Source organism: Ochrobactrum soli (assembly GCF_003664555.1).
Lineage (GTDB): Bacteria > Pseudomonadota > Alphaproteobacteria > Rhizobiales > Rhizobiaceae > Brucella > Brucella teleogrylli.
Genome location: NZ_RCHH01000001.1, coordinates 228,378 through 254,662 on the forward strand (window position 1 = coordinate 228,378; position 26,285 = coordinate 254,662).

The following is a 26,285-nucleotide window of genomic DNA, read 5'->3' on the forward strand; positions in this document are numbered from 1 at the left end:
CCGCCATAACCTCTTATAACTGTGATGGTTCTAGCGGCGCTCGATCAATGCAAGCCACCGACGCCCAGGTGCTCTTCAACTGCGTGATGATCTGACGCCAGTTGTTCGGACGTACCGGACCACGCAATGCGCCCACGCTCCAGAATGATAACGTGATCGGCGAAGTCTAGCGCGCTCTGGATCCGTTGTTCGACGAGCAGGATTGTCATGTCGCCTTTTTGCGCCAGTGTCGAGAATGCTGCCATCAGCTCTTCGCAAATGACCGGTGCGAGGCCTTCAAGCGGCTCGTCCAGCAGCAGCACCGTTGGCTTGCCGAGAATGCTGCGTGCCGTTGAAAGCATCTGCTGCTCCCCGCCGGAAAGCTGCGAACCCAGATTGCGCCGCCGCTCCTTGAGGCGAGGGAACATGGCATAGGCTTCTTCGAGCGCGTCCTTTGGTCGTTTTTTCAAGCCGACGAACAGGTTTTCTTCCACCGTCAGCGTGGGGAACACATCGCGTGTCTGCGGTACATAGCCAAGACCGGCAAGCGCACGGGCAGCTGACGGCAGTGTCGCGATATTCTGGCCGCCGAGCAGGATTTCGCCGCCATAGCGCCGGGTTTGTCCGGCGATGGTCGCAAAGAGGCTGGTCTTGCCGACGCCGTTGCGCCCTAATATGGCCAGCCGTGAGCCGGGTTCGGCTTTGAACGACACATCTTCAATGACCCGTGTAGGACCATAGCCGGACGAAAGATTGCGGATTTCAAGCGAGGCTGCACTCATTGCGCATAGCTCCCCAGATAGGCTTCACGGACGCGGGTATCCTGCACGACATCTTGCGGCAGTCCGTCGAAAATCACGGTTCCAGCGGCCAGAACGATAACGCGTTTTGCAAAGCGGAAAACCAGATCCATGTCGTGCTCGATCATGAGAACAGCAAGATCGGCGGGGAGGCGGTCGAGCGCTTCTTCGATACGGCCCGTATCGCTTTGCGGCACACCGGCGGCAGGTTCATCCAGCAACAGCACCTTTGGACGCAGCGCCAGTGCCAGCGCGATCTCCAGCAGTCGTTGCTGGCCATAAGCGATCTGGCTGACGCGCAGCTGACTGAGCGGCAGCAGGCCGAGCGTGTCGAGAATATCGCGCACCTCATCCATCACGCCCGGCATTTTATGATAATCGCCGAGAATGCGGCCCGTCTTGCCTTCTCGCTGCAAAACGGCGAGCGCGACATGTTCTTCCGGCGTCATGTCGAAGAAGAGCCGCGTGACCTGGAATGAGCGCACCAGACCGCGCCGCACGCGCTGCATGGCGTTGAGTTTCGAGACATTCTCGCCGCCAAGCGTCACTGTGCCGGAGGTGGCGGGAAGGTTTCCCGTCACGAGATTGACGAATGTGGTCTTGCCTGCGCCGTTCGGTCCGATCAGGGCCACACGATCACCCTTGGCCATGCTGAGCGAGACATCGTTCGTGACGGCAAGACCGCCGAAATTCTTGCGCAGTTTTGAGACTTCAAACACGGTGCTCATGTGTTGCGCGCCTTCCGCTTTTCGAAATAGTGAACGGCGGTGCCATAGAGGCCGCGCGGGGCGAACAGCACCACGAGGATCAGCAGAGCGCCGACCATGGTGAGCCAGTGGAACGGATTGGCTGCCGAAACGAGATCTTCGAACCACATGAAGACGACGGTGCCGATGAGGCCGCCGAACAATGTGCCCGTGCCGCCCAGAACCAGCATGACGAGCGCTTCCGCCGACATGGTGAAGCTGAGGCTGTCGAGACCCACGACCTGCGTTGAAATGGCGTTCAGCGCGCCGCCGATACCGGCAATGGCGCCGGAAATGACATACATGCGAAGCTGCGCCGAATGAACCGAAGCACCCATGGCGTGGATACGGATCGGATCTTCCTTCACGCCCCGGCAAAGCATGCCGAAAGGCGACCGCACGACATAGCGCAGGAAAATGAACGACACGACCAACAGGATGACACCGAAAATATAGGCGGTCTGTCCATAAAGATCGAATTCGAACATGCCGAAGATCGGATCGGGCGAAATGCCGCTCAGGCCATCGCTGCCGCCGGTCCAGTTGGATGCCTTGTTGGCCGCTTCATGGAAAAGATGCACCACGGCAATCGACAATACGAGCTGCGCCAATCCATGGGCACGCAAGATGACGAAGCCGGAAACCAGTCCGGTGACGGCACCGGCGGCGAGGCCGATCAGCGTCATGAGCAGCGGGTCGGTCACGCCGAAATGCGCTGCGGCAATGCCCGCGCCATAAGCGCCAGCGCCGAACAAGGCTGCATGGCCGAGCGTTGCGATGCCGCAATAGCCAGTGACGAGATCGAGCGAGAGCACGAGAAGCGCAATCGCGATGATGCGCGTCAGAAGCGCCAGATTATCGGGAAACAGGAACCAGCCGACGATGCTGGCCACGATGATGGCGATGACGCCAATCAGGCCCGCATAGGAATTGCGGTTTTGGGGGAGAGTTTGCGACATGTCGGTCATTTCTTGGCCAACCTTCCGGCAAGGCCGCGTGGAAACAGGGTAACGATCACGATCACCGCCAGATAGAAGAAGAATTCGCCATATTCTGGCGCGAGATAGCGTCCCGTCGTGTCGATAGCGCCGAGCAGCAGGCAGGCGATAAGAGCGCCCGGGATGGAGCCAGCGCCGCCGACGGAAACGACCACGAGAAACGTCACCATATAGCGCAGCGCGTAGTAGGGCTCGACGGGCAGCAGTTCGGCACCGACGACACCGCCGAATGCGGCAAGGCCGATGGCGAGCGCAAAGCTGATCGCATAGACGATTTCGGTCCGAACGCCGAGCGCGGCAGCCATATTGGCGTTATCGACAGCAGCGCGAAGTTTGACGCCGAATGCGGTGCGTTCAACGATGTACCAGAGGCCGATTGCTACGGCGAGGCCGCAGCCGATGGCGAAGACGCGATGCTTGGCGATGGCGCGGAAGCCGAGATCAATCGAGCCGCGAAGCATTTCCGGCAGTGGGATGGTCTTCAGCGTCGGGCCGAAAATATAGTTTGTCAGACCGATGATGCAGAATGTTATGCCGATGGTCATGAGAACCTGCGTCAGCTCCGGTGCGCCATAGATGCGGCGATAGAGCAGGCGCTCCACCGGAACAGCGATGATCATCGTGCCGATAACGGCGATGATGATGGCAAAACCGTAATTGAGGCCAAGCTGATGCGCGGCGTAAGACGCGAAATAGCCGCCGATCATCGCAAAGGCGCCATGCGCCAGATTGACGACGCGCATCAGGCCCATGGTGACCGAAAGGCCGATAGAGATGACGAAAAGCACCATGCCATAGGCGAGGGCATCGACAGCAATGCTGAGCACAGTCTGCATTGAGTAATCCTATTGGAGCATTTCCGGCAAAAGTGCATAGCGGTTTTGCGTAGGATAATGCGTAAAACAAAGAGATAGAGCGGTTCCATGATTCCGTTCTAGCTGGAACGCTCTAGATCGATTCTCTGGCCGGAGGCGGAGAGAAAGTCGCTCCCGGAACGTTCCGGGAGCGCAAGTGCCTCATATCCCTTGGAATATAAGGCGGGCTGAACCGTGAAGCAGGTGAATTACTTGGCCTTGAGGCCCGGATCGCCCTGCTTTTCGAAGGTCTGGATTTCCTTGTTGTAATAGGTGCCGTCTTCCGCCTTGGCGACTTCACGCAGATAGATATTCTGCGTCAGGTGACGGCTTTCCGGATCGATGGAAACCGGGCCGCGCGGGCTGATCCATTCCATGCCCTTGACGGCTTCCACAGCCTTTTCCGCATCCTTCTTGCCGCCGGTTGCTTCGATCATCTTGTAGATGACATGCATGCCGTCATAGGCGCTGACAGACGGGAAGGACAATTCAGCTGGGTTGCCGATGGCCTTGCCCGCTTCTTCGACGAACTTCTTGTTTTCCGGAGAATCGTGCGAAATCGCATAATGGAAGGTCGTCAGCACGCCAAGCGCCGTTTCGCCAAGGGCGGGAAGATCGGATTCCTGCGTCAGGTCGCCCGGCGCAAAAAGCTGTACGCCGTCTTTCTTGAGGCCGTTATCGACATAGGCTTTCATGAAACCGAGCGTGGTGGGACCGGACGGTAGAAAGGCGAAAACGCCTTGCGCACCGGAATCCTTGATGCGCTGCATGATCGGGCTGAAATCATTGGTGGCAAGCGGCATGCGGATGGCTTCCACCACTTCACCGCCAGCTTCCGTAAAAGCGGCTTTGAAAGCATTTTCCGCATCGACGCCCGGACCGTAATCGCTCACCACCGAGATGACCTTCTTCACGCCCTTGTCGATTGCCACTTTGGCAATAGGGGTTGAGGTCTGCCAGGTCGTGAACGATGTGCGCACCACATAGGGGCTCTTCGTCACGATTGCGGACGTGGCGGCATTCATCACCACCATCGGCACATTGCCCTGCTTCAGGATCGGCGTGACGGCCATGGCGTCAGGCGTGAAATAGAAGCCTGCCAGATATTGCACGCCTTCCTTGACGACGAGTTCCTGCGCCAGTGCCTTGGACTGCGCGGGATCGGCCTGCGGTACATCGCGATAAACGACTTCCACCGTGTCCTCGCCGACCTTGTTGCCGTGTTCGGCCATATAGGCGTCGATACCGGCCTTGAAATTCTTGCCCTGAATGGCGAATGGTCCCGAAAACGGACCGATAACGCCAACCTTGACCGCATCGGCATAAGCCGCGGATGCGGTGAGCGACAATACCGCCAGCGCGGTGAGTGCAATTTTCTTCATGTCTTCCTCCCGGTTGCCCAACATTCCTGCGCCTGACCGTCTCAGTATCGCATGGAATGTCCTATTTTAGAGCGCGTTTCGATCTGTTTGCATCAGATCGGCGCGTCCCAACTTTTGCCTAACGCGCATCTTTCCGAAAACCGTCTCCACACTTTTCGGGTTGCGCTCTAGAATGTCGATCTGACTGTTTATGTAAAATGATATTGTCTGCCGAAATCATAACTCAATGGTTATGTTTGTGTCCAAATAAGAAATGATTCAACACCGCTGCGCACAGACTTTCTTTCGAGGATTTAAGTCCGATATTTCCTCGCATTCAAGCCCGACGCGCACCGATAGGCACGATGGCGCGCCACTTAAGTACAAAGCAGCGCGCCGTATGTTCGATTGCTTATGTTTAGAACGGCAATCCTACATAGTTTTCCGCTAGCGCGGTCGATGCCGCGTGAGAATGGCTGATATAGTCAAGCTCCGCTTCCTGAACCTTCTGATCGAAGGCTTCCATGTCCGGGAAGCGATGCAGCATTTTCGTCATCGACCAGGAAAAACGCTCCGCTTTCCAAATGCGCGCCAGTGCTTTGGCTGAATAGGCATCCACACCCGCTGCAGAATTTTCGAGATAGAACTCGCGCAAGCCCTCAAAAAGATAGTGGACATCGCTGGCTGCCAGATTGAGGCCCTTCGCGCCGGTCGGCGGAACGATATGGGCGGCATCGCCGACGAGAAACAGTTTTCCGAAACGCATCGGCTCGGCAACGAAGGAGCGAAGCGGCGCTATCGACTTTTCGAAAGAGGGGCCTGTCACCAGAGCTTCCGCATGGTTCACGGGCAGACGACGGCGCAATTCTTCATAGAAGCGGTCGTCGCTCCAATCCTCGATCTTTTCGTCCAGCGAGCACTGCAGATAATAGCGGCTGCGGGTTTCCGACCGCATTGAGCACAGCGCGAAACCGCGTTCGTGATTGGCGTAGATAAGTTCGTGATCGACCGGCGGAATATCCGCCAGAACGCCAAGCCATCCGAAAGGATAGATCTTTTCGAAATTGGTGATGGCCTTTTCGGGCACCGATTTGCGGCTGATGCCGTGATAGCCATCACAACCGGCGATGAAGTCGCAATCGATCCGGTGCGTGACGCCATCCTTTTCGTAGGCGACGTAAGGCGATGCGCCGTCAAAATCATGCGGCGTGACATTCGCGGCTTCATAAATGCCGACAGTGCCGGATTTGTGCCGCTCATCCATCAGGTCTTGCGTCAGTTCCGTCTGACCATAGACGGTCACGCGCTTGCCGGTCAGGGCGTGAAGATCAATGCGGTGATCACGACCGTCGAAAGCAAGCGAAAAGCCGTCATGCGGCAGGCCTTCGCGGTGCAGGCGCTCGGCGGCGCCGGCTTCTTCCATCAGGCGAACGGTGCCTTCTTCCAGCACCCCGGCGCGTACGCGGCCCAGAACATAATTTTCGCTGGCGCGGTCCAGAATGACATTGTCGATACCGGCGCGCGTCAAGAGTTGTCCGAGCAACAAGCCGGACGGACCCGAACCAATAATGGCGACTTTAGTGCGCATGATTTCCTCCCAACGCAACGATGTCCCTTATTTTTTGGAAACGTTGCAAACTGGCAATGGATTCTTGCTGCAATTAATTGTACAAATCGAACACAATTTGCAGGAGAGAATGATGCGCGTCGATGTTCCAACCTATGAACTCTATGGGGAAGGGACCGACAAAAAGCCCGATTTCTGGCTACATTGTGAAACGCTTTATTCCAGATCCAGCCTGTATCAGTTTGAAATATCGCTGCATCGGCACGAGAAATTCTTTCAATTCCTGTACATTCAGGATGGCGCAGGCAATGCCAGTTTCAACGGCATGATTCACAGTTTTCGCACGCCATGCGCTATTCTTGTGCCGCCCGGATTCAATCATGGGTTTTCGTTCTCACGCGATATCAATGGGCACATCATCACGATATTGCGCCCGCAAATGCCCTTTGTCGGCGACCGCCGCGGTGGGCCGTTCGGAGCCTGGTTGAATGAGCCGAGACTTGTGGCGATGGAAGATGCCGCGCTGGAGGATCGTGAACTGGCAGCCTTGACCGTCAATCGGATACAGGTCGAGTTTTATTCCAGAAAGCCATATAAAAACAGCATATTGGAGTCCATGCTCAAGACGATGATTGTGCTGGTGTCACGTCATGGATTGAGTGGGTCGCTTGATGAGACCGGACGCCCTGACTATAGCGATGCGCGCGTGGAAAAATTTCTGGAACTAATCGAACGACATTTTCGGGAGCATCGCCCGGTGGCGTTTTATGCTGATCAACTCGGCCTGTCTCCAACCCATCTCAACCGGCTGGTGCGGCGGCTTACCGGCGAAACGACACAACATATGATTGCGCATAAGCTGATCGAGGTTGCCAAGCATGATCTGATCGCCATGCCGTCGTCAGTCCAGCACATTGCCTATTCGCTGGGCTTTGCGGACCCGGCCTATTTTTCGCGTTTCTTCCAGAATTTCACAGGCGAAACGCCCCGCAGTTTTCGCTTGCGTGAGCGCGCGCGCCTTGAGGAATCCGTCCATGGAAACTGACTTGGACTTTTGAGACAGCTCGCATGTTGCGCTCTTTCGCGGGCGTGCTACGCATGTGTGCGCGTGGTGCAACTACTTGCGGATGAAACTGACAATGTTCCGAAGAGGTTGCGTTATTTTCCACGAGGTTGAATTGCGTAATTGCTCGAGCTCGCTTTCATGTTGTTTCAGCTTTCGCTCCAAATCGGCAAGCAGGGCGGATTTGAATTCAACTTCCTGCGAGCGCAATTCAATTTCGGTTCCAAGCGCGATAGAAGCTTCATGCATATCCGTAATCTGCGCATTCAATTGCGTCAGCTGTTCGGAGCGGATGGTATTGCGTTTCAGTTCCGGGCGGAGATTACTGATATCGTCCCAGGCGATTCTGCCAATAAGATCAGTTACATCCCGACGGAATGCTGCTGCCCACGATGGGTTTTCAAGAAGCGCGGCATAGATCGTTTGTTCGGACGTTGCGGACGGTATCTGTGCTTTCAGCGACTTGGGCCACCATGCAGCATGATCGGCTATATCGAGAAACGTGGCGAGTTGTGGCATTAGCGAGTTTCGGGACTGTTTCCATTTTGCAGAAAAATGAAGAACAGTGGGGATACGACAATAGACGAGAGCATTGTCGGGAGCCGCTTTGATAATCGCATGCCATAATTTCCAATCAGCTGCCGAGGCTACATCTTCCGGCCAGGCATCTCTCTTTGGAAATATGTCTGCGCGATAAGCAAAGCAACTGGCCGGTATCGAGTTCCATTGGTTCATGAATATCTCAAGCTCGTCCTGAAGCTCGAGATTTGTGAGAAACGGCGCGGCCACGCCATCGGTCGAGACCCAGACGGCCTGCGTGTAGGCGAGGGCGCTTCCACTTTCCAGACCGTCGCGCAATATTGCCAGATGATCCGGCAAAACAAGATCGTCATCTGCCATGAAGGCGATGAAACGACCGCGCGATTGCCGCAGGGCGATATTGCGATTTGCGTAGCCGAAATGCGGCGCTTTAGGGAGGTCGAAGAAACGTATGCGGGGGTCATGGAACGCGTGAACGACTTCAGCCGTCCCCGGCGCGCAGCCATCTCCGACGACCAGCAGTTCGAAATCGTCGACTGACTGATTTAATATGGACTGAATGGCATATTGAATGACGTCGACGCGGCTGTGCGTCGGCATCAGGATCGAGAATAATGGGCCGCTTACCATCCCTTTGCGGTTCCGAAATCATAAGGAATCAAATCGGTATCCAGTGGCAGACGATACTTATCGGGCTTGCTGTGGTCGTACTGGATCGTCGGGAAATTAATGACGACAAGCTCGGTCGTTCCGATATTGTGGTCGGCATGCCAAACGAATTTCGGAACATTGACCAGTTTCGGCTGCGCTCCTGACAGATAGACCTTGCAAATCTTGTTATAGGTGCTGGATTCGGGACGCGGGTCGAACAAGACCAGTTCCAGCTCACCGCTGATCACGAAATATCGGTCTTCGTGTTCTTTATGGAGGCCCCATCCTTTGACAGCACCGGGACGTATCGTGAACGCATAGGAGAACACGAGCGGATCTGGATGCCAGTTCCAGCGAGGGTCGTATATTTCCGTGACGCTTCCCCGGTCATCGTTGTGACGAACGCTTTCGCGAATGGACATACCGTCCAGTAACGGCGCTATGCTGCGGCGATTGTCGTCGACCGTTCTTTGATCTTGTACTGCTGCGTTGAGCGTGATGTCGAGTGTGTTGTTCATAGCGATGCCCCCAGAATTTATCGCAATCAATGACGCCAAATTATTATAGCAGCGATGATTCTGGAATGAGCTGAACCGGCCGATCTGTCGAAACTTATCGACTGCCGTCCATCATAATCGGGACGCAGCCGTCTATCCGGGATGGGATGACGGCTGCATTCCAAAGACTATTTACGCGAGATCAGCAGGGAGCACATCGGCTGGGATGTTCTGATAGCTGACGGGGCGCAGGAAGCGACGGATGGACATGGTTCCGACGCTGGTGGCGCCGAAATTGGTGCTGGCCGGGTAGGGGCCACCATGAACCATCGAATCGACCACTTCCACGCCGGTTGGGAAACCGTTGGCCAGAACGCGTCCGGCCTTGCGTTCCAGAACGGGCAGAAGCTTGCGCGCTGCGGCGGCATCGTCCTTGTCCATGTGCAAGGTTGCCGTCAGCTGGCCTTCAAAACCTTTTGCCAGATGCACCATGTCATCGACCGACTTGACGCGAACGACAACGCCGAGCGGGCCGAACACTTCTTCGCCGATGGTGTGATCGCCGAGGAAGGCGTCGCCGGTGGTCTCATAGAGATTGGGCGAAGCTTCGCGGCCCTTGCTTTCGGTGGTCAGCACCGGCTTGACCGAGTTGCGGCTGTCGAAATGCGCCTTGCCGTCCTGATAAGCCTTGGCGATTCCATCCGTCAGCATGACCTGCGGCGCGACCTTTTCCAGAGCGCTGCGGGTTGACTGCACAAAGCTGTCGGCATCCGAACCGTCGATCACCACAGCAATGCCGGGATTGGTGCAGAACTGACCGGCGCCCATAGTCAGCGAGCCAGCCCAACCTTCGCCGAGCGACGTCGCGCGGGTCTTCATGGCTTCCGGCAGCATGAACATCGGATTGACCGAGCCAAGCTCGCCGAAGAAAGGAATCGGTTCCGGGCGCTGGGCGCACAGATTGAACAAAGCGCGGCCACCGCCCAACGAACCGGTAAAGCCGACGGCCTTGATCAGCGGATGCGTGACCAGCGCTTCGCCGACCTTGCGGTCGCCACCTTGAATGAGGCTGAACACGCCCTTCGGCACGCCGGTCTTGGCGATGGCGGCCTGAATGGCGTCAGCGACGATTTCGCCGGTTCCGGGATGCGCGGAGTGGCCTTTCACGACCACCGGGCAGCCTGCGGCAAGGGCGGCTGCGGTGTCGCCGCCAGCGGTCGAGAAAGCGAGCGGAAAGTTGGATGCGCCGAAAACGGCAACTGGGCCGATCGGGCGCTGCATCAGGCGGATTTCCGGACGGGGTGCGGGCTTGCGATCGGGCAGGGCTTCGTCCACGCGACGGTCGAGGTAGTCAGCCTTGCGAATATGGCTGGCGAAAAGGCGCAGCTGGCCGGTGGTGCGTCCACGCTCGCCCTCAAGGCGACCCGCCGGTAGGCCGGTTTCCTGCGTGCCGATTTCAGTAATGGCGGCAGCGCGCGCTTCGATTTCGTCGGCAATGGCTTCGAGGAACAGGGCGCGTTCTTCGCGGCTTGTATAACCATAAGTCCAGAAAGCATCTTCTGCCGCTTCGCAGGCGCGCGCCACCAGATCGGGCGTACCGACTGCGAATTCATGTGATGGACCCGTCGCCGGTGTCGAGGCAAAAGTCGTCTCCCCCGCAACCCACTCGCCAGCTATCAGGTGTTGTCCATGGGGCGTCCAGCTCATCTCAATTCCTTTCCATCTGCTCTTGCAGCAAGTCAGTCTATCGCGGCGCGATCTTCATATTGTCCCGATCCGTTTTCTGCGCGCCTTGGCGGCTAAAAGGATCGGGGAGGCATGGATACATGGAATAGAGAGAATTGTCGCGTAACACCACAGTTACATTCTTCGTAATGTCCCGCTATGCGGGATTTTGAATCACAAGTTCGGGTGAGAGGGCGAATATCCGAAGCAGCAGGTGATTCATCGCGCTGGTCGCCGTCATTGTTGCGGCGGTCAGTGTGGTGTGGATAACAGGATGTCTTTGAAAAAGCCGGGAAAACCAGCCTTTTCACAGAAAGGCAAAAATTCTTTTGCTTTCTTCCCAGCACTTGCTTGACACTTGTTCGCGAACCCCTTAAACGACCGCTCACACCGACGGAAACGGCGGTGGTGACCGAAGCCTACGGGCTTTAGAAAAATGCGCGGGTGTAGCTCAGTTGGTTAGAGTGCCGGCCTGTCACGCCGGAGGTCGCGGGTTCGAGCCCCGTCACTCGCGCCACTTTCCTTCAACACAATCAAATGCACTGTTGAACTGAAAGTGGCGCTCCACGCCTCCTCATTTGTTTCCCTTTTTTTGTATTTCATGTCGTGCAAGCATTTGTGTGCTGCTGCGCCGTGGGCCTGTTTTCGGGGTGTTTTGCAAAGCTTGTGAATGAATTGCAGAATATCGCAATTCTTCTCCAAACATGCGCTTGACACTTGTTCGCGAACCCCTTAAACGACCGCTCACACCGACGGAAACGGCGGTGGTGACCGAAGCCTACGGGCTTTAAAAAATGCGCGGGTGTAGCTCAGTTGGTTAGAGTGCCGGCCTGTCACGCCGGAGGTCGCGGGTTCGAGCCCCGTCACTCGCGCCACTTTCCTTCAACATAATCAAATGCACTGTTGAACTGAAAGTGGCGCTCCACGCCATTTCTCGAACTTTCCTTATAAATGATCGCCAAAACTGTTTAGACGAATTTGTTCGTCCGCCGGTTTGTGCGAGCCAGTCTCTTTTATCGGGAGAATTGCTTCCAGGAGAGATAGGCGACCGAGAGAACGATCACGCCGATCACGAGAAGGTCGCCGCCAGCGAGCAGAAAATCTTGCATGTGTGACCTCCCTTCGTTCCGATTCTAAGCAATATCCTTATGATAAAGTCTGCTCTGCCGATCTGAAGGCATGGCTTGGCGTGCTGAGACAGTGCGGAGCCGTTTCCATTCTCCATATCGCGGTCTGTGCGAAAGAAATTTTGCGTGCAGCAGAGCGGGGGTGTTTTCGCGGGAGGCAGGGAGCGGCATGGATCGCACGGGCGCGCTCGCATTTTTCCCGCGTGACAAGGCGCCCGAAATGGTTCGCAAACGTACTTTATTAATAATGCCGTTGATTCTCTTTGCTGTTGTCAGCGGGAAGGCATCATGAGACAGTGCCTCACAAAATTATGATCTTACTGTGCCAGGACGGGGGCAGAACGAGTTCAGCTGGGTTATTCGGGCCCGAGGCCATGCCTTATTAAGCATCTCGACCCGACTATGCCCACCTGAAGGCGCTGGAGGGGTTGCGCTTCAACGCGGGCTGCGCTAACCGTCCCCGCGAAAGCGCTTAGTTCGCACGGCATGCCTTTTGAAGCTGCTTGGGGCGACGAGGATGCAATAGATGCAATGTGTCGCATGGTCGTGGGCTTCAAAAAGCTTATGACAGGCGGCGCAGCCTCGTATTCAAGCCGGATAAAGGATCATGAACGAGCTTTTAAGTTCCTATTTGCCGATTGTCATCTTTCTCGGCATCGCAATGGTAATCGGTGTAGCCCTTCTGGTTGCGCCGTTCCTCGTCGCATATAGACAGCCAGACCCGGAAAAGCTTTCAGCTTACGAGTGCGGCTTCAATGCCTTCGATGACGCCCGTATGAAATTCGACATTCGTTTCTATCTGGTGTCGATTCTCTTCATCATCTTCGATCTTGAAGTCGCCTTCCTGTTTCCGTGGGCTGTATCCTTCGGTTCCATCGGCTGGTTTGGCTTCGCGTCGATGATGTTGTTCCTTGGCGTCCTCACCATCGGCTTCATCTATGAATGGAAGAAGGGAGCGCTGGAATGGGATTGACCACAGCCAACACCACACTCGTGGCTCCACAGCCGAAAGGCATTCTTGACCCGCGCACGGGCAAGCCTGTCGGCTCCGACGATGCTTTCTTCAACGATCTGAACAGCGAACTGTCCGACAAGGGCTTCATCGTCACATCTGCTGACGCTCTGATCACCTGGGCGCGTACCGGTTCGCTGATGTGGATGACCTTCGGTCTCGCCTGCTGCGCTGTGGAAATGATGCACATTTCCATGCCGCGCTACGACGCCGAACGGTTTGGTATCGCACCGCGCGCGTCTCCGCGTCAGTCCGATGTGATGATCGTTGCAGGGACGCTGACCAACAAGATGGCGCCCGCTCTGCGCAAGGTCTACGACCAGATGCCTGAGCCGCGCTATGTGATCTCGATGGGTTCCTGCGCCAATGGCGGCGGCTACTACCACTATTCCTATTCGGTGGTTCGTGGCTGTGACCGCGTGGTTCCGGTCGATATCTACGTGCCGGGCTGCCCGCCCACTGCGGAAGCTCTGCTTTACGGCATTCTTATGCTGCAGAAGAAGATCCGCCGCACGGGTACGATCGAGCGTTAATCCGGTCACTGGACCGGTTTGCGCCATACAGGTTTTGTTAGGGTTCGACTGACACCGCCGCGTGGGATTTCTCCCAAAAGTCTCCCAGGGCAAGTGCAGTGTGAGTTCTAAATAAGGAAGTTAGGGAAATGAGCGAAGAAGCTCTCGGTGAACTTTCCGGCTACATCAAGGAACGCCTCGGCGATGCAATCGAAGAGGCGAAGCTGGCCTATGGCGAGCTGACGCTTTCTGTACCGGTGACGAGCCTTATCAGCGTTCTGACCTTCCTGCGTGACGATGTTCAATGCCAGTTCGTCAATCTGACGGATATTTCTGGCGTTGACTACCCGCAGCGCGCCAATCGCTTCGATGTGGTCTATCAGCTGATGTCGCCGCGTCAGAACCAGCGCATCCGCGTCAAGGTTCAGGCAGACGAAGACACGCTGGTTCCATCGGCGGTTTCGGTTTTCGTTGGTGCCGAATGGTATGAACGCGAAACCTACGACATGTATGGCGTGTTGTTCTCCGGCCACCCGGATCTGCGTCGCCTCCTGACCGACTATGGTTTTGAAGGCCATCCGCTGCGCAAGGATTTCCCGCTGACCGGCTTTGTGGAAGTGCGTTACAGCGACGAGCTGAAGCGCGTCATCTACGAGCCTGTCGAACTGCGTCAGGAATTCCGCAATTTCGATTTTCTCTCGCCATGGGAAGGGACGGAATACGTCCTGCCGGGCGATGAGAAGGCAAAGACGAACTGAGCGACGGGAAGCTGAACATGGCTGAGACTCAGGTCCGCAATTTCAATATCAACTTTGGTCCGCAGCATCCCGCCGCGCACGGTGTGCTGCGACTGGTGCTTGAACTCGACGGCGAAGTCGTCGACCGCGTCGATCCGCATATCGGTCTGCTGCATCGCGGCACCGAGAAGCTGATGGAAGCCAAAACCTATCTTCAGGCTGTGCCTTATCTCGACCGCCTCGACTACGTGGCGCCGATGAACCAGGAACATGCCTATGCGCTTGCCGTTGAACGCCTTATGGGCATCGACGTGCCGAAGCGCGGTCAGTTGATCCGCGTTCTCTATTCGGAAATCGGCCGTATCCTGAACCACCTTCTGAACGTGACCACGCAGGCCATGGACGTTGGCGCGCTGACGCCGCCACTTTGGGGCTTCGAAGAGCGCGAAAAGCTGATGGTGTTCTACGAACGCGCCTGTGGCGCTCGTATGCACGCTGCCTATTTCCGTCCGGGTGGCGTCCATCAGGACCTGCCGGATCAGCTCGTTGAAGACATCGGCAAATGGATCGATCCGTTCTTCAAGACGCTCAACAACCTTGATGACCTCATCACGCCGAACCGTATTTTCAAGCAGCGTAACGTCGATATCGGCGTGGTGTCGCTGGAAGATGCATGGGCATGGGGCTTCTCGGGCGTCATGGTGCGCGGTTCGGGCGCTGCATGGGATCTGCGCAAGTCGCAGCCTTATGAGTGCTACAACGAAATGGAATTCGACATTCCGATCGGCAAGAACGGCGACTGCTATGACCGCTACCTGATCCGCATGGAAGAAATGCGCCAGTCGGCGCGCATCATGCGCCAGTGCGTTGACCTGCTGCTCGGCAAGGAACGCGTCGGCCCGGTTTCCAATACCGACAACAAGATCGTGCCGCCGAAGCGCGGCGAGATGAAGCGTTCAATGGAAGCGCTCATCCACCACTTCAAGCTTTACACGGAAGGCTACCATGTGCCTGCCGGTGAAGTTTACGCAGCAGTTGAAGCGCCGAAGGGCGAATTTGGCGTCTTCCTCGTTTCGGACGGCTCCAACAAACCTTATCGCTGCAAGCTGCGCGCTCCGGGCTTTGCCCATCTTCAGGCCATGGATTTCCTGTGCCGCGGCCATATGCTGGCTGACGTGTCGGCAATTCTTGGCTCGCTCGATATCGTGTTTGGTGAGGTTGACCGCTGATGTCCGTTCGCCGTCTCGCAGATGATGCCGTCCAGCCAGCCGCTTTCGCGTTCAACGCGGAAAATCAGGACTGGGCGCACAAGACGATTGCAAAATTCCCTGATGGCCGTCAGCAGTCGGCTGTCATTCCGTTGCTCATGCGTGCGCAGGAGCAGGACGGCTGGGTCACGAAAGCTGCCATCGAACATGTGGCAGCCATGCTCGACATGCCGCTGATCCGCGTTCTGGAAGTCGCTACTTTCTATACGCAGTTCCAGCTCAAGCCTGTCGGCACGCGCGCTCACATTCAGGTTTGCGGTACGACCCCGTGCATGTTGCGTGGCTCGGAAGCGCTGATGGATGTCTGCCGTCACAAGATCAACCACGATCCCTTCGAGCTTAATGCCGACGGTACGCTGTCGTGGGAAGAAGTCGAATGCCAGGGCGCTTGCGCCAATGCACCGATGGTCATGATCTTCAAGGACGCCTATGAAGATCTGACGCCGGAACGCCTTGCCGAAATCATCGACGCTTTCGAAGCTGGCAAGGGCGACACCGTCAAGCCGGGCCCGCAGATTGGCCGTGAAACGTCCAATCCGGTCGACGGTCTGACGTCGCTGACCGAAGATCTGGATTACAAGAAGATCGGTCTCGAAACCCGCAAGGCATCGGACGCCGCGACCGCCAAGGCGAAGGCCGAAGCGGAAGCAAAGGCCAAGGCGGAAGCCGAAGCCAAGGCCGCCGAAGAAGCGAAGAACGTCGCTCCGTCGAACGCTGCAAAGCCGGTCACCAATGCGCCCGAAACCGATCCGGCCCTGAAGACGCCTTCGGACGTCAAGGTGCCGAAGACTGCCGAGAAGGCCGCATCGGTCGATACGAAGCAGTCCTTCAAGCTTGACGATGCCAATCGTCCGGTTGCCATGGAGCGCCCGGAAGTAGTTGACGATCTGAAGCTGATCTCCGGTGTTGGTCCGAAGATTGAAGGAACCCTGCATGAGCTTGGCATCTTCACCTTCAAGCAGGTTTCTGCCTGGAAGAAGGCCGAGCGCGAATGGGTTGATGGTTATCTCAGCTTCCACGGTCGTATCGAGCGTGAAGACTGGGTGAAGCAAGCCAAGGCTTTGGCCAAGGGCGGCGTCGAGGAATACATCAAGGTATTCGGAAAGAAGCCGGTATGATGACTTCGATATTCGCAAACACGAACGGAAACAGGTGAGACATGCTGGCTGATAAAGATCGCATCTTCACCAATATTTACGGCTTCAAGGATCGCTCCCTCAAAGGTGCCATGGCGCGCGGCCATTGGGACAACACCAAGGGTTTCATCGAAAAGGGCCGTGACTGGATCATCGACGAGATGAAGGCATCGGGACTGCGTGGCCGTGGCGGCGCTGGCTTCCCGACGGGGCTCAAATGGTCATTCATGCCCAAGCAGAGCGATGGTCGTCCGCATTATCTGGTCGTCAATGCCGACGAATCCGAACCGGGCACCTGTAAGGACCGCGAAATTCTGCGCCACGATCCGCATACGCTGATCGAAGGTTGCGTGATCGCCGGTTGCGCCATGGGCGCACACACCGCTTATATCTATATTCGCGGCGAATTCATGCGTGAGCGTGAAGCCCTGCAGGCGGCAATCGACGAATGCTACGAAGCCGGTCTGCTTGGCAAAGACAACAAGTGCGGCTGGGATATGGACATTTTTGTCTCCCATGGCGCTGGCGCTTATATCTGCGGCGAAGAAACCGCGCTGCTCGAAAGCCTTGAAGGCAAGAAGGGCCAGCCGCGCCTGAAGCCGCCATTCCCAGCCAATATGGGTCTCTATGGCTGCCCGACGACCGTGAACAACGTGGAATCGATTGCGGTTGCGCCGACGATCCTGCGTCGCGGCGGTGCATGGTTCTCGTCCATCGGTCGTCCGAACAATGTCGGCACCAAGCTGTTCCAGATTTCTGGTCATGTGAACACGCCTTGCGTCGTGGAAGAGGGCCTTGGCATTTCGTTCCGCGAACTGATCGAAAAGCACGCTGGCGGCATTCGCGGCGGCTGGGACAATCTGTTGGCGGTTATTCCCGGTGGCGCATCCTGCCCGGTCATCAAAGGCGAAGACATGATGGACGCCATCATGGATTTCGACGGCATGCGCGACAAGAAATCGTCGTTCGGCACCGGCGGCCTGATCGTCATGGACAAGTCCACCGACATCATCAAGGCGATTGCCCGTCTGTCGGCGTTCTTCAAGCATGAAAGCTGCGGCCAGTGCACGCCGTGCCGCGAAGGCACCGGCTGGATGTGGCGCGTGATGGAACGCATGGTCAAGGGCAACGCGCAGAAGCGCGAAATCGACATGCTGTTCGACGTGACCAAGCAGATTGAAGGTCACACGATCTGCGCGCTTGGCGACGCGGCTGCATGGCCGATCCAGGGTCTGATCCGCAATTTCCGTCCGGAGATTGAAAAGCGCATTGATGATTATACACGCAACGCCGTGCAGAGCCGCAATATCCGTCTGGAAGCAGCGGAATAAGGCTGAACGGTTTGTGTGAGCCTGCCCGGCAGGGCATGGCCCCGAAAAGTGCCTGGCGGTTTTCGGAAAAGGTCATGCCAATACAAGGGCAGGCGCAAGAGTTTGAGATCTGGAAAATGCGGCTTAAGCCGCAGGTTTGGATAAACGATGGCAAAGATCAAGGTTGACGGCACAGAGATCGAAGTACCCGATCACTATACGCTCCTTCAGGCTGCCGAAGCCGCGGGCGCTGAAGTGCCGCGGTTCTGTTTCCACGAACGGCTTTCCATCGCCGGAAACTGCCGTATGTGTCTGGTTGAAGTAAAGGGCGGACCGCCGAAGCCGGCGGCATCCTGCGCCATGGGCGTGCGCGATCTGCGTCCCGGCCCGAACGGCGAAGCCCCTGAAATCTTCACCAACACGCCGATGGTCAAGAAGGCCCGCGAAGGCGTGATGGAATTCCTGCTGATCAACCACCCGCTGGATTGCCCGATCTGCGATCAGGGCGGCGAGTGCGATCTGCAGGATCAAGCAATGGCTTTCGGCACCGACGGTTCGCGCTATCGCGAAAACAAGCGCGCGGTCGAAAACAAATATATCGGCCCGCTCGTCAAGACGGTGATGACGCGCTGCATTCACTGCACGCGCTGCGTCCGTTTCACGACGGAAGTGGCTGGCATTTCCGAACTCGGCCTCATCGGCCGTGGTGAAGACGCCGAGATCACCACCTATCTCGAACGCGCCATGACCTCGGAATTGCAGGGCAACGTGATCGACCTGTGCCCGGTTGGCGCTCTGACCTCGCGTCCTTACGCGTTCCAGGCGCGTCCGTGGGAATTGAACAAGACTGAAACCATCGATGTGATGGACGCGGTCGGTTCGAACATCCGCGTCGATACGCGTGGCCGCGAAGTGATGCGCATCATGCCGCGCGTCAACGAAGCGGTGAACGAAGAGTGGATTTCCGACAAGACCCGCTTCATCTGGGACGGCCTGCGCACCCAGCGCCTCGACCGCCCTTATGTCCGCAAGGATGGCCGTCTGGTCGCCGCAAGCTGGCCGGAAGCTTTCGCTGCCATTGCAGCCAAGGTTTCGGCAACGTCGGCTGATAAGATCGGCGCTGTTGCAGGCGATCTGGCTTCGGTCGAGGAAATCTATGCGCTGAAGGGCCTGATGGCTTCGCTCGGCTCTGCCAATATCGACAGCCGTCAGGATGGCGCTGCCGTTGATCCGGCTCTCGGTCGTGCAAGCTATCTCTTCAACGCGACCATCGAAGGCATTGAAAACGCTGATGCTCTGCTCATCATCGGTTCCAATCCACGCGTTGAAGCCGCCGTTCTGAACGCACGTATTCGCAAGCGTCAGCGCATGGGCCATTTCCCGGTCGCTCTGATCGGCGAACAGGCAGAACTGCGTTACAATTACGAATATCTGGGCGCAGGTGCCGACACACTGGCATCCGTCGCTGCTGGCGCCAACGCTTTCCGCGACGTGCTGGCCAAGGCCGAACGTCCGCTGATCATCATCGGTCAGGGCGCGCTCACCGGCGAAAACGGTCGTGCGGTTCTGGCGACGGCCGCCAAGCTTGCTCAGGACGTTGGTGCGATCAAGGATGAGTGGAACGGCTTCTCCGTTCTGCACACTGCCGCTTCGCGCGTTGGCGCTCTGGACCTCGGCTTTGTGCCGGGTGAGGGCGGCAAGGCAGCTGGCGACATGCTGGGCAATCTGGATGTCGTGTTCCTGCTCGGTGCAGACGAACTCGACATGACCCGTAAGGGCCCGAGCTTCGTTGTTTACATCGGCACGCACGGCGATGCCGGTGCACACGCCGCCGATGTGATCCTGCCGGGCGCAGCCTATACGGAAAAGTCGGGCACCTGGCTCAACACCGAAGGTCGCGTACAGCTTGGCAGCCGCGCCGGTTTCGCACCGGGCGAAGCGAAGGAAGACTGGGCAATCCTGCGTGCTCTTTCCGATACGCTGGGCAAGCGCCTGCCGTTCGATAGCTTGCAGCAGCTTCGCGCCAAGCTTTATGCGGACTACCCGCACATGCTGGCCATCGACACCATCACGCCTGCTTCCGCCGACGATCTCGTCGCGCTGGCAGGCAAGGCTTCCAACCTGGGCGGCGGCGCTGCGTTCGTTTCCCCGGTCAAGGACTTCTACCTGACTAACCCAATTGCGCGCGCTTCCGCCGTCATGGCCGAATGCTCGGCGCTCGCGGCTGGCGGCTTCAGCCAAGCTGCCGAGTAAGCGAGAGAGAGACGGAACAATGGAAGGAATTTTTGCAGCTTACGTCTTACCCGCGCTGATCATGGCGCTGAAGTCGGTCGTTCTGCTCGTCGTATTGCTGATCGTCGTCGCTTACCTGCTTTATGCGGATCGCAAGATCTGGGCAGCGGTGCAGCTTCGTCGCGGCCCTAACGTTGTCGGTCCCTGGGGTCTGTTCCAGGCTTTCGCCGACTTGTTGAAGTTCGTCTTCAAGGAACCAATCATTCCGTCGGGCGCAAACAAGGGTGTCTTCCTCCTTGCGCCCTTCGTCTCTGCCGTTCTCGCAATGGCAACCTGGGCCGTTATCCCGGTCAATGAAGGCTGGGCTATCGCCAACATCAATGTCGGCATTCTCTATATATTCGCCATTTCTTCGCTTGAAGTTTACGGCGTGATCATGGGCGGCTGGGCCTCCAACTCGAAGTACCCGTTCCTCGGCGCGCTTCGTTCGGCGGCGCAGATGGTTTCCTACGAAGTTTCCATCGGCTTTGTGATTGTCACCGTTCTCTTGACTGTCGGCTCGCTCAACCTGACCGATATCGTGCTGTCGCAGAACACCGGCCTCGGCACCATGCTCGGCCTGCCTGCATCGTTCCTCGACTGGAACTGGCTCTGTCTGTTCCCGATGTTCGTGATCTTCTTCATTTCGGCGCTTGCTGAAACGAACCGTCCGCCTTTCGATCTCGTCGAAGCTGAATCCGAACTCGTGGCCGGTCATATGATCGAATACTCGTCCACGCCGTTCCTTCTGTTCTTCCTCGGCGAGTATGTGGCGATCACGCTGATGTGCGCCCTGATGACCACGCTCTTCCTCGGCGGCTGGCTGCCTCCGGTTGACGTTTGGTTCCTCAACTGGGTTCCGGGCATCATCTGGTTCATGCTCAAGCTCTGCCTCTGCTTCTTCATGTTCGCCATGGTGAAGGCTTTCGTACCGCGTTACCGCTATGACCAACTGATGCGTCTGGGTTGGAAGGTTTTCCTGCCGATCTCGCTCTTCATGGTTGTCGCCACCGCGACCTTCCTCAAAGTCTTCGGTCTGGCGTAAGGAGTAATAACAATGGCTTCAATCGCTCAAGCAGCCAAATCGCTCCTTCTCAAGGAATTCGTCGGCGCGTTCTTTCTTTCCATGCGCCAGTTCTTCGCGCCGAAGGCGACGTTGAACTACCCGCATGAAAAGGGTCCGGTTTCGCCGCGTTTCCGCGGCGAACATGCGCTGCGCCGTTATCCCAACGGTGAAGAACGCTGCATCGCCTGCAAGCTTTGCGAAGCAATCTGCCCGGCGCAGGCCATCACCATCGAGGCCGGTCCGCGCCGCAACGACGGCACCCGCCGTACGGTGCGTTACGATATCGACATGGTGAAGTGCATTTATTGCGGCTTCTGCCAGGAAGCATGTCCGGTGGATGCCATCGTCGAAGGCCCGAACTTCGAGTTCGCGACCGAGACGCGCGAAGAGCTTTACTACGACAAGGACAAGCTCCTCGCCAATGGTGACCGTTGGGAACGCGAAATCGCGCGCAATATCGCGATGGATGCGCCTTATCGCTGATCGGGTTCCCGATCAGTTCGAGTGTCAGATCGAATTTTCGGTCAGTCCGATGCTCGGACAAGAGTTTATGAATAAAGCGGGCAAAGCAATAGGGCTTTGCTCACGGAAAGGTGTTGGGGGATCCCCATGCTGACAGGTATTGCGGCAGCGTTTTTCTATCTGTTCGCTTTCATCATGATCGCAAGCGCGTTCATGGTGATTGCGGCACGCAACCCCGTGCATTCGGTGCTGTTTCTGATCCTCACATTCTTCAATGCGGCAGCTCTGTTCCTGCTGACCGGGGCCGAGTTCCTCGCCATGATCCTGCTCGTCGTTTACGTCGGCGCTGTGGCGGTTCTCTTCCTCTTCGTCGTCATGATGTTGGATGTGGATTTCTCGGAACTGAAGCGCGGTGCGCTGCAATATGCGCCGGTCGGCGCTCTGGTCGGGTTGATCCTGCTGGGCGAACTGATCTTCGTCTTCGCGAGCAACATGTTTGCACCGAAGCTGGGGCAGGGCGCTGTGCCGATCCCGAATATCGCCGAGCGGTCCAATACCGCTGCTCTGGGCGACATTCTCTACACCGACTTCGTCTTCTACTTCCAGGTTGCTGGTCTCGTCCTTCTGGTCGCGATGATCGGCGCCATCGTTCTGACGCTGCGGCACAAGCCGAATGTCAAGCGCCAGTCCATCTCGGTCCAGGTTGCTCGCACGCCCGAAACGGCGATTGAGATCAAGAAGGTCGAAACGGGCAAAGGCATCTAAGGATAAGCATATGGAAATCGGTATCGCTCATTATCTGACCGTTTCGGCCATCCTGTTCACGCTTGGCGTCTTCGGCATCTTTTTGAACCGCAAGAACGTCATCGTTATCCTGATGTCGATCGAATTGATCCTGCTTTCGGTCAATCTCAACTTCGTGGCGTTCTCCAGCCAGCTCGGCGACATGGTCGGGCAGGTCTTCGCCCTTTTCGTTCTGACTGTTGCGGCTGCTGAAGCGGCCATCGGTCTGGCAATTCTCGTTGTTTTCTTCCGTAATCGCGGTTCCATCGCGGTGGAAGACGTCAATGTTATGAAAGGTTGACGGGCAAATGCTCTACTACGCGATCGTCTTCCTTCCGCTTATCGGCTTTCTTATTGCTGGCTTGTTCGGCAATAAGATCGGCGCAAAAGCGAGTGAATACATCACTTCCGGCCTTATGGTTATCGTCGCGATCTGCTCGTGGATCGTGTTCTTCCAGATTCCAATGGGCGACGGTGAAACTGTGCGCATTCCGGTGCTGCATTGGGTCACGTCCGGTTCGCTGTCCTTCGATTGGGCGCTGCGTGTCGATACGCTGACCGGCGTCATGCTCGTTGTCGTGAACTCGGTTTCGGCTCTCGTGCATATCTATTCGATTGGATATATGCACCACGATCCGCATCGTCCGCGCTTCTTCGCCTATCTGTCGCTGTTCACCTTCGCGATGCTCATGCTGGTTACGTCGGACAATCTGGTTCAGATGTTCTTCGGCTGGGAAGGCGTGGGTCTGGCGTCCTATCTTCTGATCGGTTTCTGGTTCAAGAAGCCTTCGGCCAATGCCGCCGCCATGAAGGCCTTCGTCGTCAACCGCGTTGGTGACTTCGGCTTCCTGCTTGGCATCTTCGGCCTGTTCGCTCTGTTCCAGTCGGTTGATTACAACACGATCTTCGCTGCTGCCGCCAATTATCTGCCGGCAGAAGGCGCTGCGGATGCAGGTCAGGTCGTGCTGAACTTCCTCGGCTATGAACTGCACAAGGAAACGGCACTGACCGTTGTTTGCCTGCTTCTGTTCATGGGCGCGATGGGTAAGTCGGCGCAGTTCCTGCTGCACACCTGGCTTCCGGACGCTATGGAAGGCCCGACACCTGTTTCGGCTCTCATTCACGCCGCAACCATGGTGACCGCAGGTGTGTTCATGGTCGCGCGTATGTCGCCGATCTTCGAACTGTCGCATACGGCTCTTCTGGTCGTCACCATCATCGGCGCCACCACCGCATTCTTTGCGGCAACGGTTGCTCTGGTGCAGAACGATATCAAGCGCGTTATCGCTTATTCGACCTGTTCGCAGCTGGGCTATATGTTCGTGGCTCTCGGCGTCGGCGCTTACGGCGCTGCGGTGTTCCACCTGTTCACGCACGCCTTCTTCAAGGCTCTCCTGTTTCTTTGCGCCGGTTCGGTCATCCATTCCGTGTCGGAAGAGCAGGACATGCGTCGCATGGGGGGCTTACGCAAGCTGATCCCGGTTACCTACTGGATGATGCTCATCGGTACGGTTGCTATTACGGGTCTTGGCATTCCGGGCACGATTATCGGTACGGCAGGCTTTTTCTCGAAGGATGCGATCATTGAATCGACGTTCGCTTCGCACAGCCCGGCTGCTGGCTACGCCTTTACGCTGCTCGTCGTCTCGGCTCTGTTCACGAGCTTCTATTCCTGGCGTCTAATTTTTATGACCTTCTTCGGCAAGCCGCGCGCTTCGGCAGAAGTCATGCATCACGTCCATGAATCGCCGCCCGTGATGCTGGTGCCGTTGTTCGTTCTTGCTGTCGGCGCAATCCTTGCCGGTGTGGTGTTCAAGGAATTCTTCTTCGGTCATGACTATGCCGAATTCTGGAAGGGCGCTCTGTTCACGCTGCCGACCAACGAGATCCTCGATGAGTACCATCATGTTCCGACCTGGGTTAAGCTGTCGCCTTTCACGGCTATGATCATCGGCTTCATCGTTGCCTGGATCTTCTACATCCGGTCGCCGGAAATGCCGAAGGCACTGGCAGAACGCCATCGCGGTCTGTACCAGTTCCTGCTGAACAAGTGGTATTTCGACGAACTCTACGACTTCCTCTTCGTTCGTCCGGCCAAGTGGCTCGGTCGTGTCTTCTGGAAGGGTGGCGACGGCTGGCTCATTGACGGCTTCGGTCCGGATGGTATCTCGGCCCGTGTGCTTGATGTCACCAACCGCGTCGTCAAGATGCAGTCCGGATATCTTTATCATTACGCATTCGCGATGCTGATCGGCGTCGCCGCGCTCGTCACCTGGATGATGCTCGGGAGCTCTTTCTGATGACCGACTGGCCAATTCTCTCAACGGTCACGTTTCTGCCGCTCGTCGGCGCGTTACTGATCCTTCTGATCAAGGACGACAGCGAGGCTTCGCGTCGCAACATCCGCAACGTGGCTTTGTTGACGACCGTGTTCGTCTTCATCCTGTCGCTCGTTGTCTGGGCCGGGTTCGATAATTCGAACCCCGGTTTCCAGATGGTCGAGCAGGCTGGCTGGATGGGTGGCGGCATCAGCTATCATATGGGCGTGGACGGTATCTCCGTCCTGTTCGTGGTGCTGTCCGCTTTCCTGATGCCGTTCTGCATTCTTGCAAGCTGGGTGTCTGTCGAAAAGCGCGTCAAGGAATATATGATCGCGTTCCTCATTCTGGAAACGCTCATGATCGGCGTGTTCTGCGCGCTCGACCTCTTCCTGTTCTACGTGTTCTTCGAAGCAAGCCTTATCCCGATGTTCATCATCATCGGCGTGTGGGGCGGCAAGCGTCGCGTTTATGCAAGCTTGAAGTTCTTCCTCTACACGTTGCTCGGCTCGGTGCTGATGCTCATCGCCATCATGGCCATGTATTGGCAGGCTGGCACGATGAACATCGTCGAACTGCAGAAGTTCAGCTTCCCGGCTGGCATGCAAACATGGCTATGGCTCGCCTTCTTCGCGTCGTTTGCGGTCAAGATGCCGATGTGGCCGGTCCACACCTGGCTTCCCGATGCCCACGTTGAAGCGCCGACAGCAGGCTCGGTCATTCTGGCCGGTATCCTTCTGAAGCTCGGTGGCTACGGCTTCCTGCGCTTCTCGTTGCCGATGTTCCCGCTGGCTTCTGCTGATTTCGCGCCCCTTGTCTTCACGCTGTCGGTGATCGCCATCATCTACACGTCTCTGGTGGCTCTGGTTCAGGAAGACATCAAGAAACTGATTGCTTACTCGTCCGTCGCACACATGGCCTATGTGACCATGGGTATCTTCGCGGCCAATGAGCAGGGCATTCAGGGCGCAATCTTCCAGATGCTGTCGCACGGTATCGTGTCGGGTGCTCTCTTCCTTTGCGTCGGCGTGATCTATGACCGTATGCATACCCGTGAGATCGCGGCGTTCGGCGGTCTGGTGAACAACATGCCGAAATATGCGGTGGCCTTCCTCATCTTCACGATGGCGAATGTCGGCCTGCCGGGTACTTCGGGCTTCATCGGTGAATTCCTGACGCTGTTCGGTGTGTTCCGGGTCAATACCTGGGTGGCGCTGTTCGCAACCACGGGCGTCATTCTCTCGGCGGCCTATGCGCTGTGGCTTTACCGCAAGGTGATCTTCGGTGCGCTCGACAAGGAAAGCCTCAAGGCGCTCCTCGATCTCAGCCCGCGTGAGAAGATCATTCTCTATCCGCTCGTGGTACTCACCATCTTCTTCGGCGTGTATCCGGCACCGGTCTTCAATGCGACTGCAAGTGCTGTGACCGCTCTGGTTCAACATTACGACGCTGCAATTGGCGGAGCCGCCAATGCAATGCTGGCACAGTAAGAAAATAAAGGC

At 57.0% G+C, this 26,285-nt stretch carries 23 protein-coding genes and 2 tRNA genes; 16 read left to right on the top strand and 9 right to left on the bottom strand.

Translation table 11 applies throughout. From position 1 onward, the window contains the following. Positions 1-44: 44 nt before the first annotated feature. The 6 genes from D8666_RS01140 to pobA form a co-directional block, all read right to left on the bottom strand. Positions 45-761 carry an ABC transporter ATP-binding protein gene (locus D8666_RS01140; protein WP_121535793.1) on the bottom strand — a complete coding sequence of 239 codons (717 nt, stop codon included), beginning with the start codon at positions 759-761 and terminating at the stop codon, positions 45-47. Beyond that, entirely contained in the window at positions 758-1,507 is a 750-nt protein-coding gene (locus tag D8666_RS01145; protein ID WP_121535796.1) for an ABC transporter ATP-binding protein, read from the bottom strand. The genes D8666_RS01140 and D8666_RS01145 overlap by 4 nt, the downstream gene beginning before the upstream one ends. Beyond that, complete coding sequence (locus D8666_RS01150) at positions 1,504-2,493, bottom strand: branched-chain amino acid ABC transporter permease (protein ID WP_121535799.1); 990 nt, start codon at positions 2,491-2,493, stop codon at positions 1,504-1,506. The genes D8666_RS01145 and D8666_RS01150 overlap by 4 nt, the downstream gene beginning before the upstream one ends. Continuing rightward, positions 2,490-3,359 carry a branched-chain amino acid ABC transporter permease gene (locus D8666_RS01155; protein WP_109368789.1) on the bottom strand — a complete coding sequence of 290 codons (870 nt, stop codon included), beginning with the start codon at positions 3,357-3,359 and terminating at the stop codon, positions 2,490-2,492. Before D8666_RS01155 ends, D8666_RS01150 begins: the two co-directional genes overlap by 4 nt. Before the next feature lie 227 nt (positions 3,360-3,586). After that, positions 3,587-4,759 carry an ABC transporter substrate-binding protein gene (locus D8666_RS01160; RefSeq protein ID WP_109368790.1) on the bottom strand — a complete coding sequence of 391 codons (1,173 nt, stop codon included), beginning with the start codon at positions 4,757-4,759 and terminating at the stop codon, positions 3,587-3,589. Positions 4,760-5,156: 397 nt separating this feature from the next. After that, positions 5,157-6,326, bottom strand: coding sequence for a 4-hydroxybenzoate 3-monooxygenase (gene pobA / locus D8666_RS01165; protein ID WP_121535802.1), 1,170 nt, complete (start codon positions 6,324-6,326; stop codon positions 5,157-5,159). A 112-nt stretch (positions 6,327-6,438) separates the two neighbouring features. On the opposite strand from pobA, the gene D8666_RS01170 reads away from it, so the two are divergent. Further along, positions 6,439-7,350 carry a helix-turn-helix domain-containing protein gene (locus D8666_RS01170; protein ID WP_121535805.1) on the top strand — a complete coding sequence of 304 codons (912 nt, stop codon included), beginning with the start codon at positions 6,439-6,441 and terminating at the stop codon, positions 7,348-7,350. Between the two features lie 72 nt (positions 7,351-7,422). Here D8666_RS01170 and D8666_RS01175 read toward each other — a convergent pair whose 3' ends face one another. From D8666_RS01175 to D8666_RS01185, 3 genes are all read right to left on the bottom strand, one after another. Continuing rightward, the gene (locus D8666_RS01175) at positions 7,423-8,538 is read right to left on the bottom strand and encodes a glycosyltransferase family 2 protein (RefSeq protein ID WP_121535808.1); all 1,116 of its coding nucleotides are present in this window, start codon (positions 8,536-8,538) and stop codon (positions 7,423-7,425) included. After that, positions 8,532-9,077, bottom strand: coding sequence for a polysaccharide biosynthesis C-terminal domain-containing protein (locus tag D8666_RS01180; RefSeq protein WP_121535811.1), 546 nt, complete (start codon positions 9,075-9,077; stop codon positions 8,532-8,534). Before D8666_RS01180 ends, D8666_RS01175 begins: the two co-directional genes overlap by 7 nt. Before the next feature lie 171 nt (positions 9,078-9,248). Beyond that, a complete protein-coding gene (locus tag D8666_RS01185) occupies positions 9,249-10,763 on the bottom strand; it encodes an aldehyde dehydrogenase (NADP(+)) (RefSeq protein ID WP_121535814.1) in 1,515 nt (504 codons plus the stop codon). Between the two features lie 458 nt (positions 10,764-11,221). Here D8666_RS01185 and D8666_RS01190 point away from each other — a divergent pair. From D8666_RS01190 to D8666_RS01260, 15 genes are all read left to right on the top strand, one after another. Next, a tRNA-Asp gene (locus D8666_RS01190) sits at positions 11,222-11,298 on the top strand. Between the two features lie 281 nt (positions 11,299-11,579). Next, a tRNA-Asp gene (locus tag D8666_RS01195) sits at positions 11,580-11,656 on the top strand. A gap of 859 nt (positions 11,657-12,515) precedes the next feature. Beyond that, a complete protein-coding gene (locus D8666_RS01200) occupies positions 12,516-12,881 on the top strand; it encodes an NADH-quinone oxidoreductase subunit A (protein WP_078338422.1) in 366 nt (121 codons plus the stop codon). Continuing rightward, positions 12,872-13,453 (top strand): NuoB/complex I 20 kDa subunit family protein, encoded by a 582-nt coding sequence (locus D8666_RS01205; RefSeq protein ID WP_010661172.1) that lies wholly within the window; start codon positions 12,872-12,874, stop codon positions 13,451-13,453. The genes D8666_RS01200 and D8666_RS01205 overlap by 10 nt, the downstream gene beginning before the upstream one ends. A gap of 128 nt (positions 13,454-13,581) precedes the next feature. After that, a complete protein-coding gene (locus D8666_RS01210) occupies positions 13,582-14,190 on the top strand; it encodes an NADH-quinone oxidoreductase subunit C (RefSeq protein WP_109368794.1) in 609 nt (202 codons plus the stop codon). Positions 14,191-14,207: 17 nt separating this feature from the next. Beyond that, positions 14,208-15,398, top strand: a complete 1,191-nt coding sequence (locus tag D8666_RS01215) for an NADH-quinone oxidoreductase subunit D (protein WP_109368795.1) — start codon at positions 14,208-14,210, stop codon at positions 15,396-15,398. Continuing rightward, positions 15,398-16,555 (top strand): NADH-quinone oxidoreductase subunit E, encoded by a 1,158-nt coding sequence (locus D8666_RS01220; RefSeq protein WP_121535817.1) that lies wholly within the window; start codon positions 15,398-15,400, stop codon positions 16,553-16,555. Before D8666_RS01215 ends, D8666_RS01220 begins: the two co-directional genes overlap by 1 nt. A 41-nt stretch (positions 16,556-16,596) precedes the next feature. Next, positions 16,597-17,904 (top strand): NADH-quinone oxidoreductase subunit NuoF, encoded by a 1,308-nt coding sequence (nuoF, locus tag D8666_RS01225; RefSeq protein WP_121535820.1) that lies wholly within the window; start codon positions 16,597-16,599, stop codon positions 17,902-17,904. A 147-nt stretch (positions 17,905-18,051) separates the two neighbouring features. Beyond that, entirely contained in the window at positions 18,052-20,136 is a 2,085-nt protein-coding gene (nuoG, locus tag D8666_RS01230; RefSeq protein WP_121535823.1) for an NADH-quinone oxidoreductase subunit NuoG, read from the top strand. Positions 20,137-20,155: 19 nt separating this feature from the next. Beyond that, entirely contained in the window at positions 20,156-21,199 is a 1,044-nt protein-coding gene (gene nuoH, locus D8666_RS01235) for an NADH-quinone oxidoreductase subunit NuoH (protein WP_109368799.1), read from the top strand. A 12-nt stretch (positions 21,200-21,211) separates the two neighbouring features. Next, positions 21,212-21,703, top strand: a complete 492-nt coding sequence (nuoI, locus tag D8666_RS01240) for an NADH-quinone oxidoreductase subunit NuoI (RefSeq protein WP_078338429.1) — start codon at positions 21,212-21,214, stop codon at positions 21,701-21,703. A 126-nt stretch (positions 21,704-21,829) separates the two neighbouring features. Next, positions 21,830-22,447 carry an NADH-quinone oxidoreductase subunit J gene (locus D8666_RS01245; protein ID WP_121535826.1) on the top strand — a complete coding sequence of 206 codons (618 nt, stop codon included), beginning with the start codon at positions 21,830-21,832 and terminating at the stop codon, positions 22,445-22,447. A gap of 10 nt (positions 22,448-22,457) precedes the next feature. Next, complete coding sequence (gene nuoK, locus D8666_RS01250; RefSeq protein WP_006466598.1) at positions 22,458-22,766, top strand: NADH-quinone oxidoreductase subunit NuoK; 309 nt, start codon at positions 22,458-22,460, stop codon at positions 22,764-22,766. A gap of 7 nt (positions 22,767-22,773) precedes the next feature. Next, on the top strand, positions 22,774-24,765 hold the full coding sequence (gene nuoL / locus D8666_RS01255; protein WP_109368801.1) for an NADH-quinone oxidoreductase subunit L: 1,992 nt from the start codon (positions 22,774-22,776) through the stop codon (positions 24,763-24,765). Then, positions 24,765-26,273 (top strand): NADH-quinone oxidoreductase subunit M, encoded by a 1,509-nt coding sequence (locus D8666_RS01260; protein WP_121535829.1) that lies wholly within the window; start codon positions 24,765-24,767, stop codon positions 26,271-26,273. Before nuoL ends, D8666_RS01260 begins: the two co-directional genes overlap by 1 nt. The last annotated feature ends 12 nt before the right edge of the window (positions 26,274-26,285 follow it).

Excerpts from the sequence above, each read along its gene's own strand:
- D8666_RS01140 (WP_121535793.1), bottom strand. The coding sequence starts at position 761 with ATGAGTGCAGCCTCGCTTGAAATCCGCAATCTTTCGTCCGGCTATGGT.
- D8666_RS01145 (WP_121535796.1), bottom strand. The coding sequence starts at position 1,507 with ATGAGCACCGTGTTTGAAGTCTCAAAACTGCGCAAGAATTTCGGCGGT.
- D8666_RS01150 (WP_121535799.1), bottom strand. The coding sequence starts at position 2,493 with ATGACCGACATGTCGCAAACTCTCCCCCAAAACCGCAATTCCTATGCG.
- D8666_RS01155 (WP_109368789.1), bottom strand. The coding sequence starts at position 3,359 with ATGCAGACTGTGCTCAGCATTGCTGTCGATGCCCTCGCCTATGGCATG.
- D8666_RS01160 (WP_109368790.1), bottom strand. The coding sequence starts at position 4,759 with ATGAAGAAAATTGCACTCACCGCGCTGGCGGTATTGTCGCTCACCGCA.
- pobA (WP_121535802.1), bottom strand. The coding sequence starts at position 6,326 with ATGCGCACTAAAGTCGCCATTATTGGTTCGGGTCCGTCCGGCTTGTTG.
- D8666_RS01170 (WP_121535805.1), top strand. The coding sequence starts at position 6,439 with ATGCGCGTCGATGTTCCAACCTATGAACTCTATGGGGAAGGGACCGAC.
- D8666_RS01175 (WP_121535808.1), bottom strand. The coding sequence starts at position 8,538 with ATGGTAAGCGGCCCATTATTCTCGATCCTGATGCCGACGCACAGCCGC.
- D8666_RS01180 (WP_121535811.1), bottom strand. The coding sequence starts at position 9,077 with ATGAACAACACACTCGACATCACGCTCAACGCAGCAGTACAAGATCAA.
- D8666_RS01185 (WP_121535814.1), bottom strand. The coding sequence starts at position 10,763 with ATGAGCTGGACGCCCCATGGACAACACCTGATAGCTGGCGAGTGGGTT.
- D8666_RS01200 (WP_078338422.1), top strand. The coding sequence starts at position 12,516 with ATGAACGAGCTTTTAAGTTCCTATTTGCCGATTGTCATCTTTCTCGGC.
- D8666_RS01205 (WP_010661172.1), top strand. The coding sequence starts at position 12,872 with ATGGGATTGACCACAGCCAACACCACACTCGTGGCTCCACAGCCGAAA.
- D8666_RS01210 (WP_109368794.1), top strand. The coding sequence starts at position 13,582 with ATGAGCGAAGAAGCTCTCGGTGAACTTTCCGGCTACATCAAGGAACGC.
- D8666_RS01215 (WP_109368795.1), top strand. The coding sequence starts at position 14,208 with ATGGCTGAGACTCAGGTCCGCAATTTCAATATCAACTTTGGTCCGCAG.
- D8666_RS01220 (WP_121535817.1), top strand. The coding sequence starts at position 15,398 with ATGTCCGTTCGCCGTCTCGCAGATGATGCCGTCCAGCCAGCCGCTTTC.
- nuoF (WP_121535820.1), top strand. The coding sequence starts at position 16,597 with ATGCTGGCTGATAAAGATCGCATCTTCACCAATATTTACGGCTTCAAG.
- nuoG (WP_121535823.1), top strand. The coding sequence starts at position 18,052 with ATGGCAAAGATCAAGGTTGACGGCACAGAGATCGAAGTACCCGATCAC.
- nuoH (WP_109368799.1), top strand. The coding sequence starts at position 20,156 with ATGGAAGGAATTTTTGCAGCTTACGTCTTACCCGCGCTGATCATGGCG.
- nuoI (WP_078338429.1), top strand. The coding sequence starts at position 21,212 with ATGGCTTCAATCGCTCAAGCAGCCAAATCGCTCCTTCTCAAGGAATTC.
- D8666_RS01245 (WP_121535826.1), top strand. The coding sequence starts at position 21,830 with ATGCTGACAGGTATTGCGGCAGCGTTTTTCTATCTGTTCGCTTTCATC.
- nuoK (WP_006466598.1), top strand. The coding sequence starts at position 22,458 with ATGGAAATCGGTATCGCTCATTATCTGACCGTTTCGGCCATCCTGTTC.
- nuoL (WP_109368801.1), top strand. The coding sequence starts at position 22,774 with ATGCTCTACTACGCGATCGTCTTCCTTCCGCTTATCGGCTTTCTTATT.
- D8666_RS01260 (WP_121535829.1), top strand. The coding sequence starts at position 24,765 with ATGACCGACTGGCCAATTCTCTCAACGGTCACGTTTCTGCCGCTCGTC.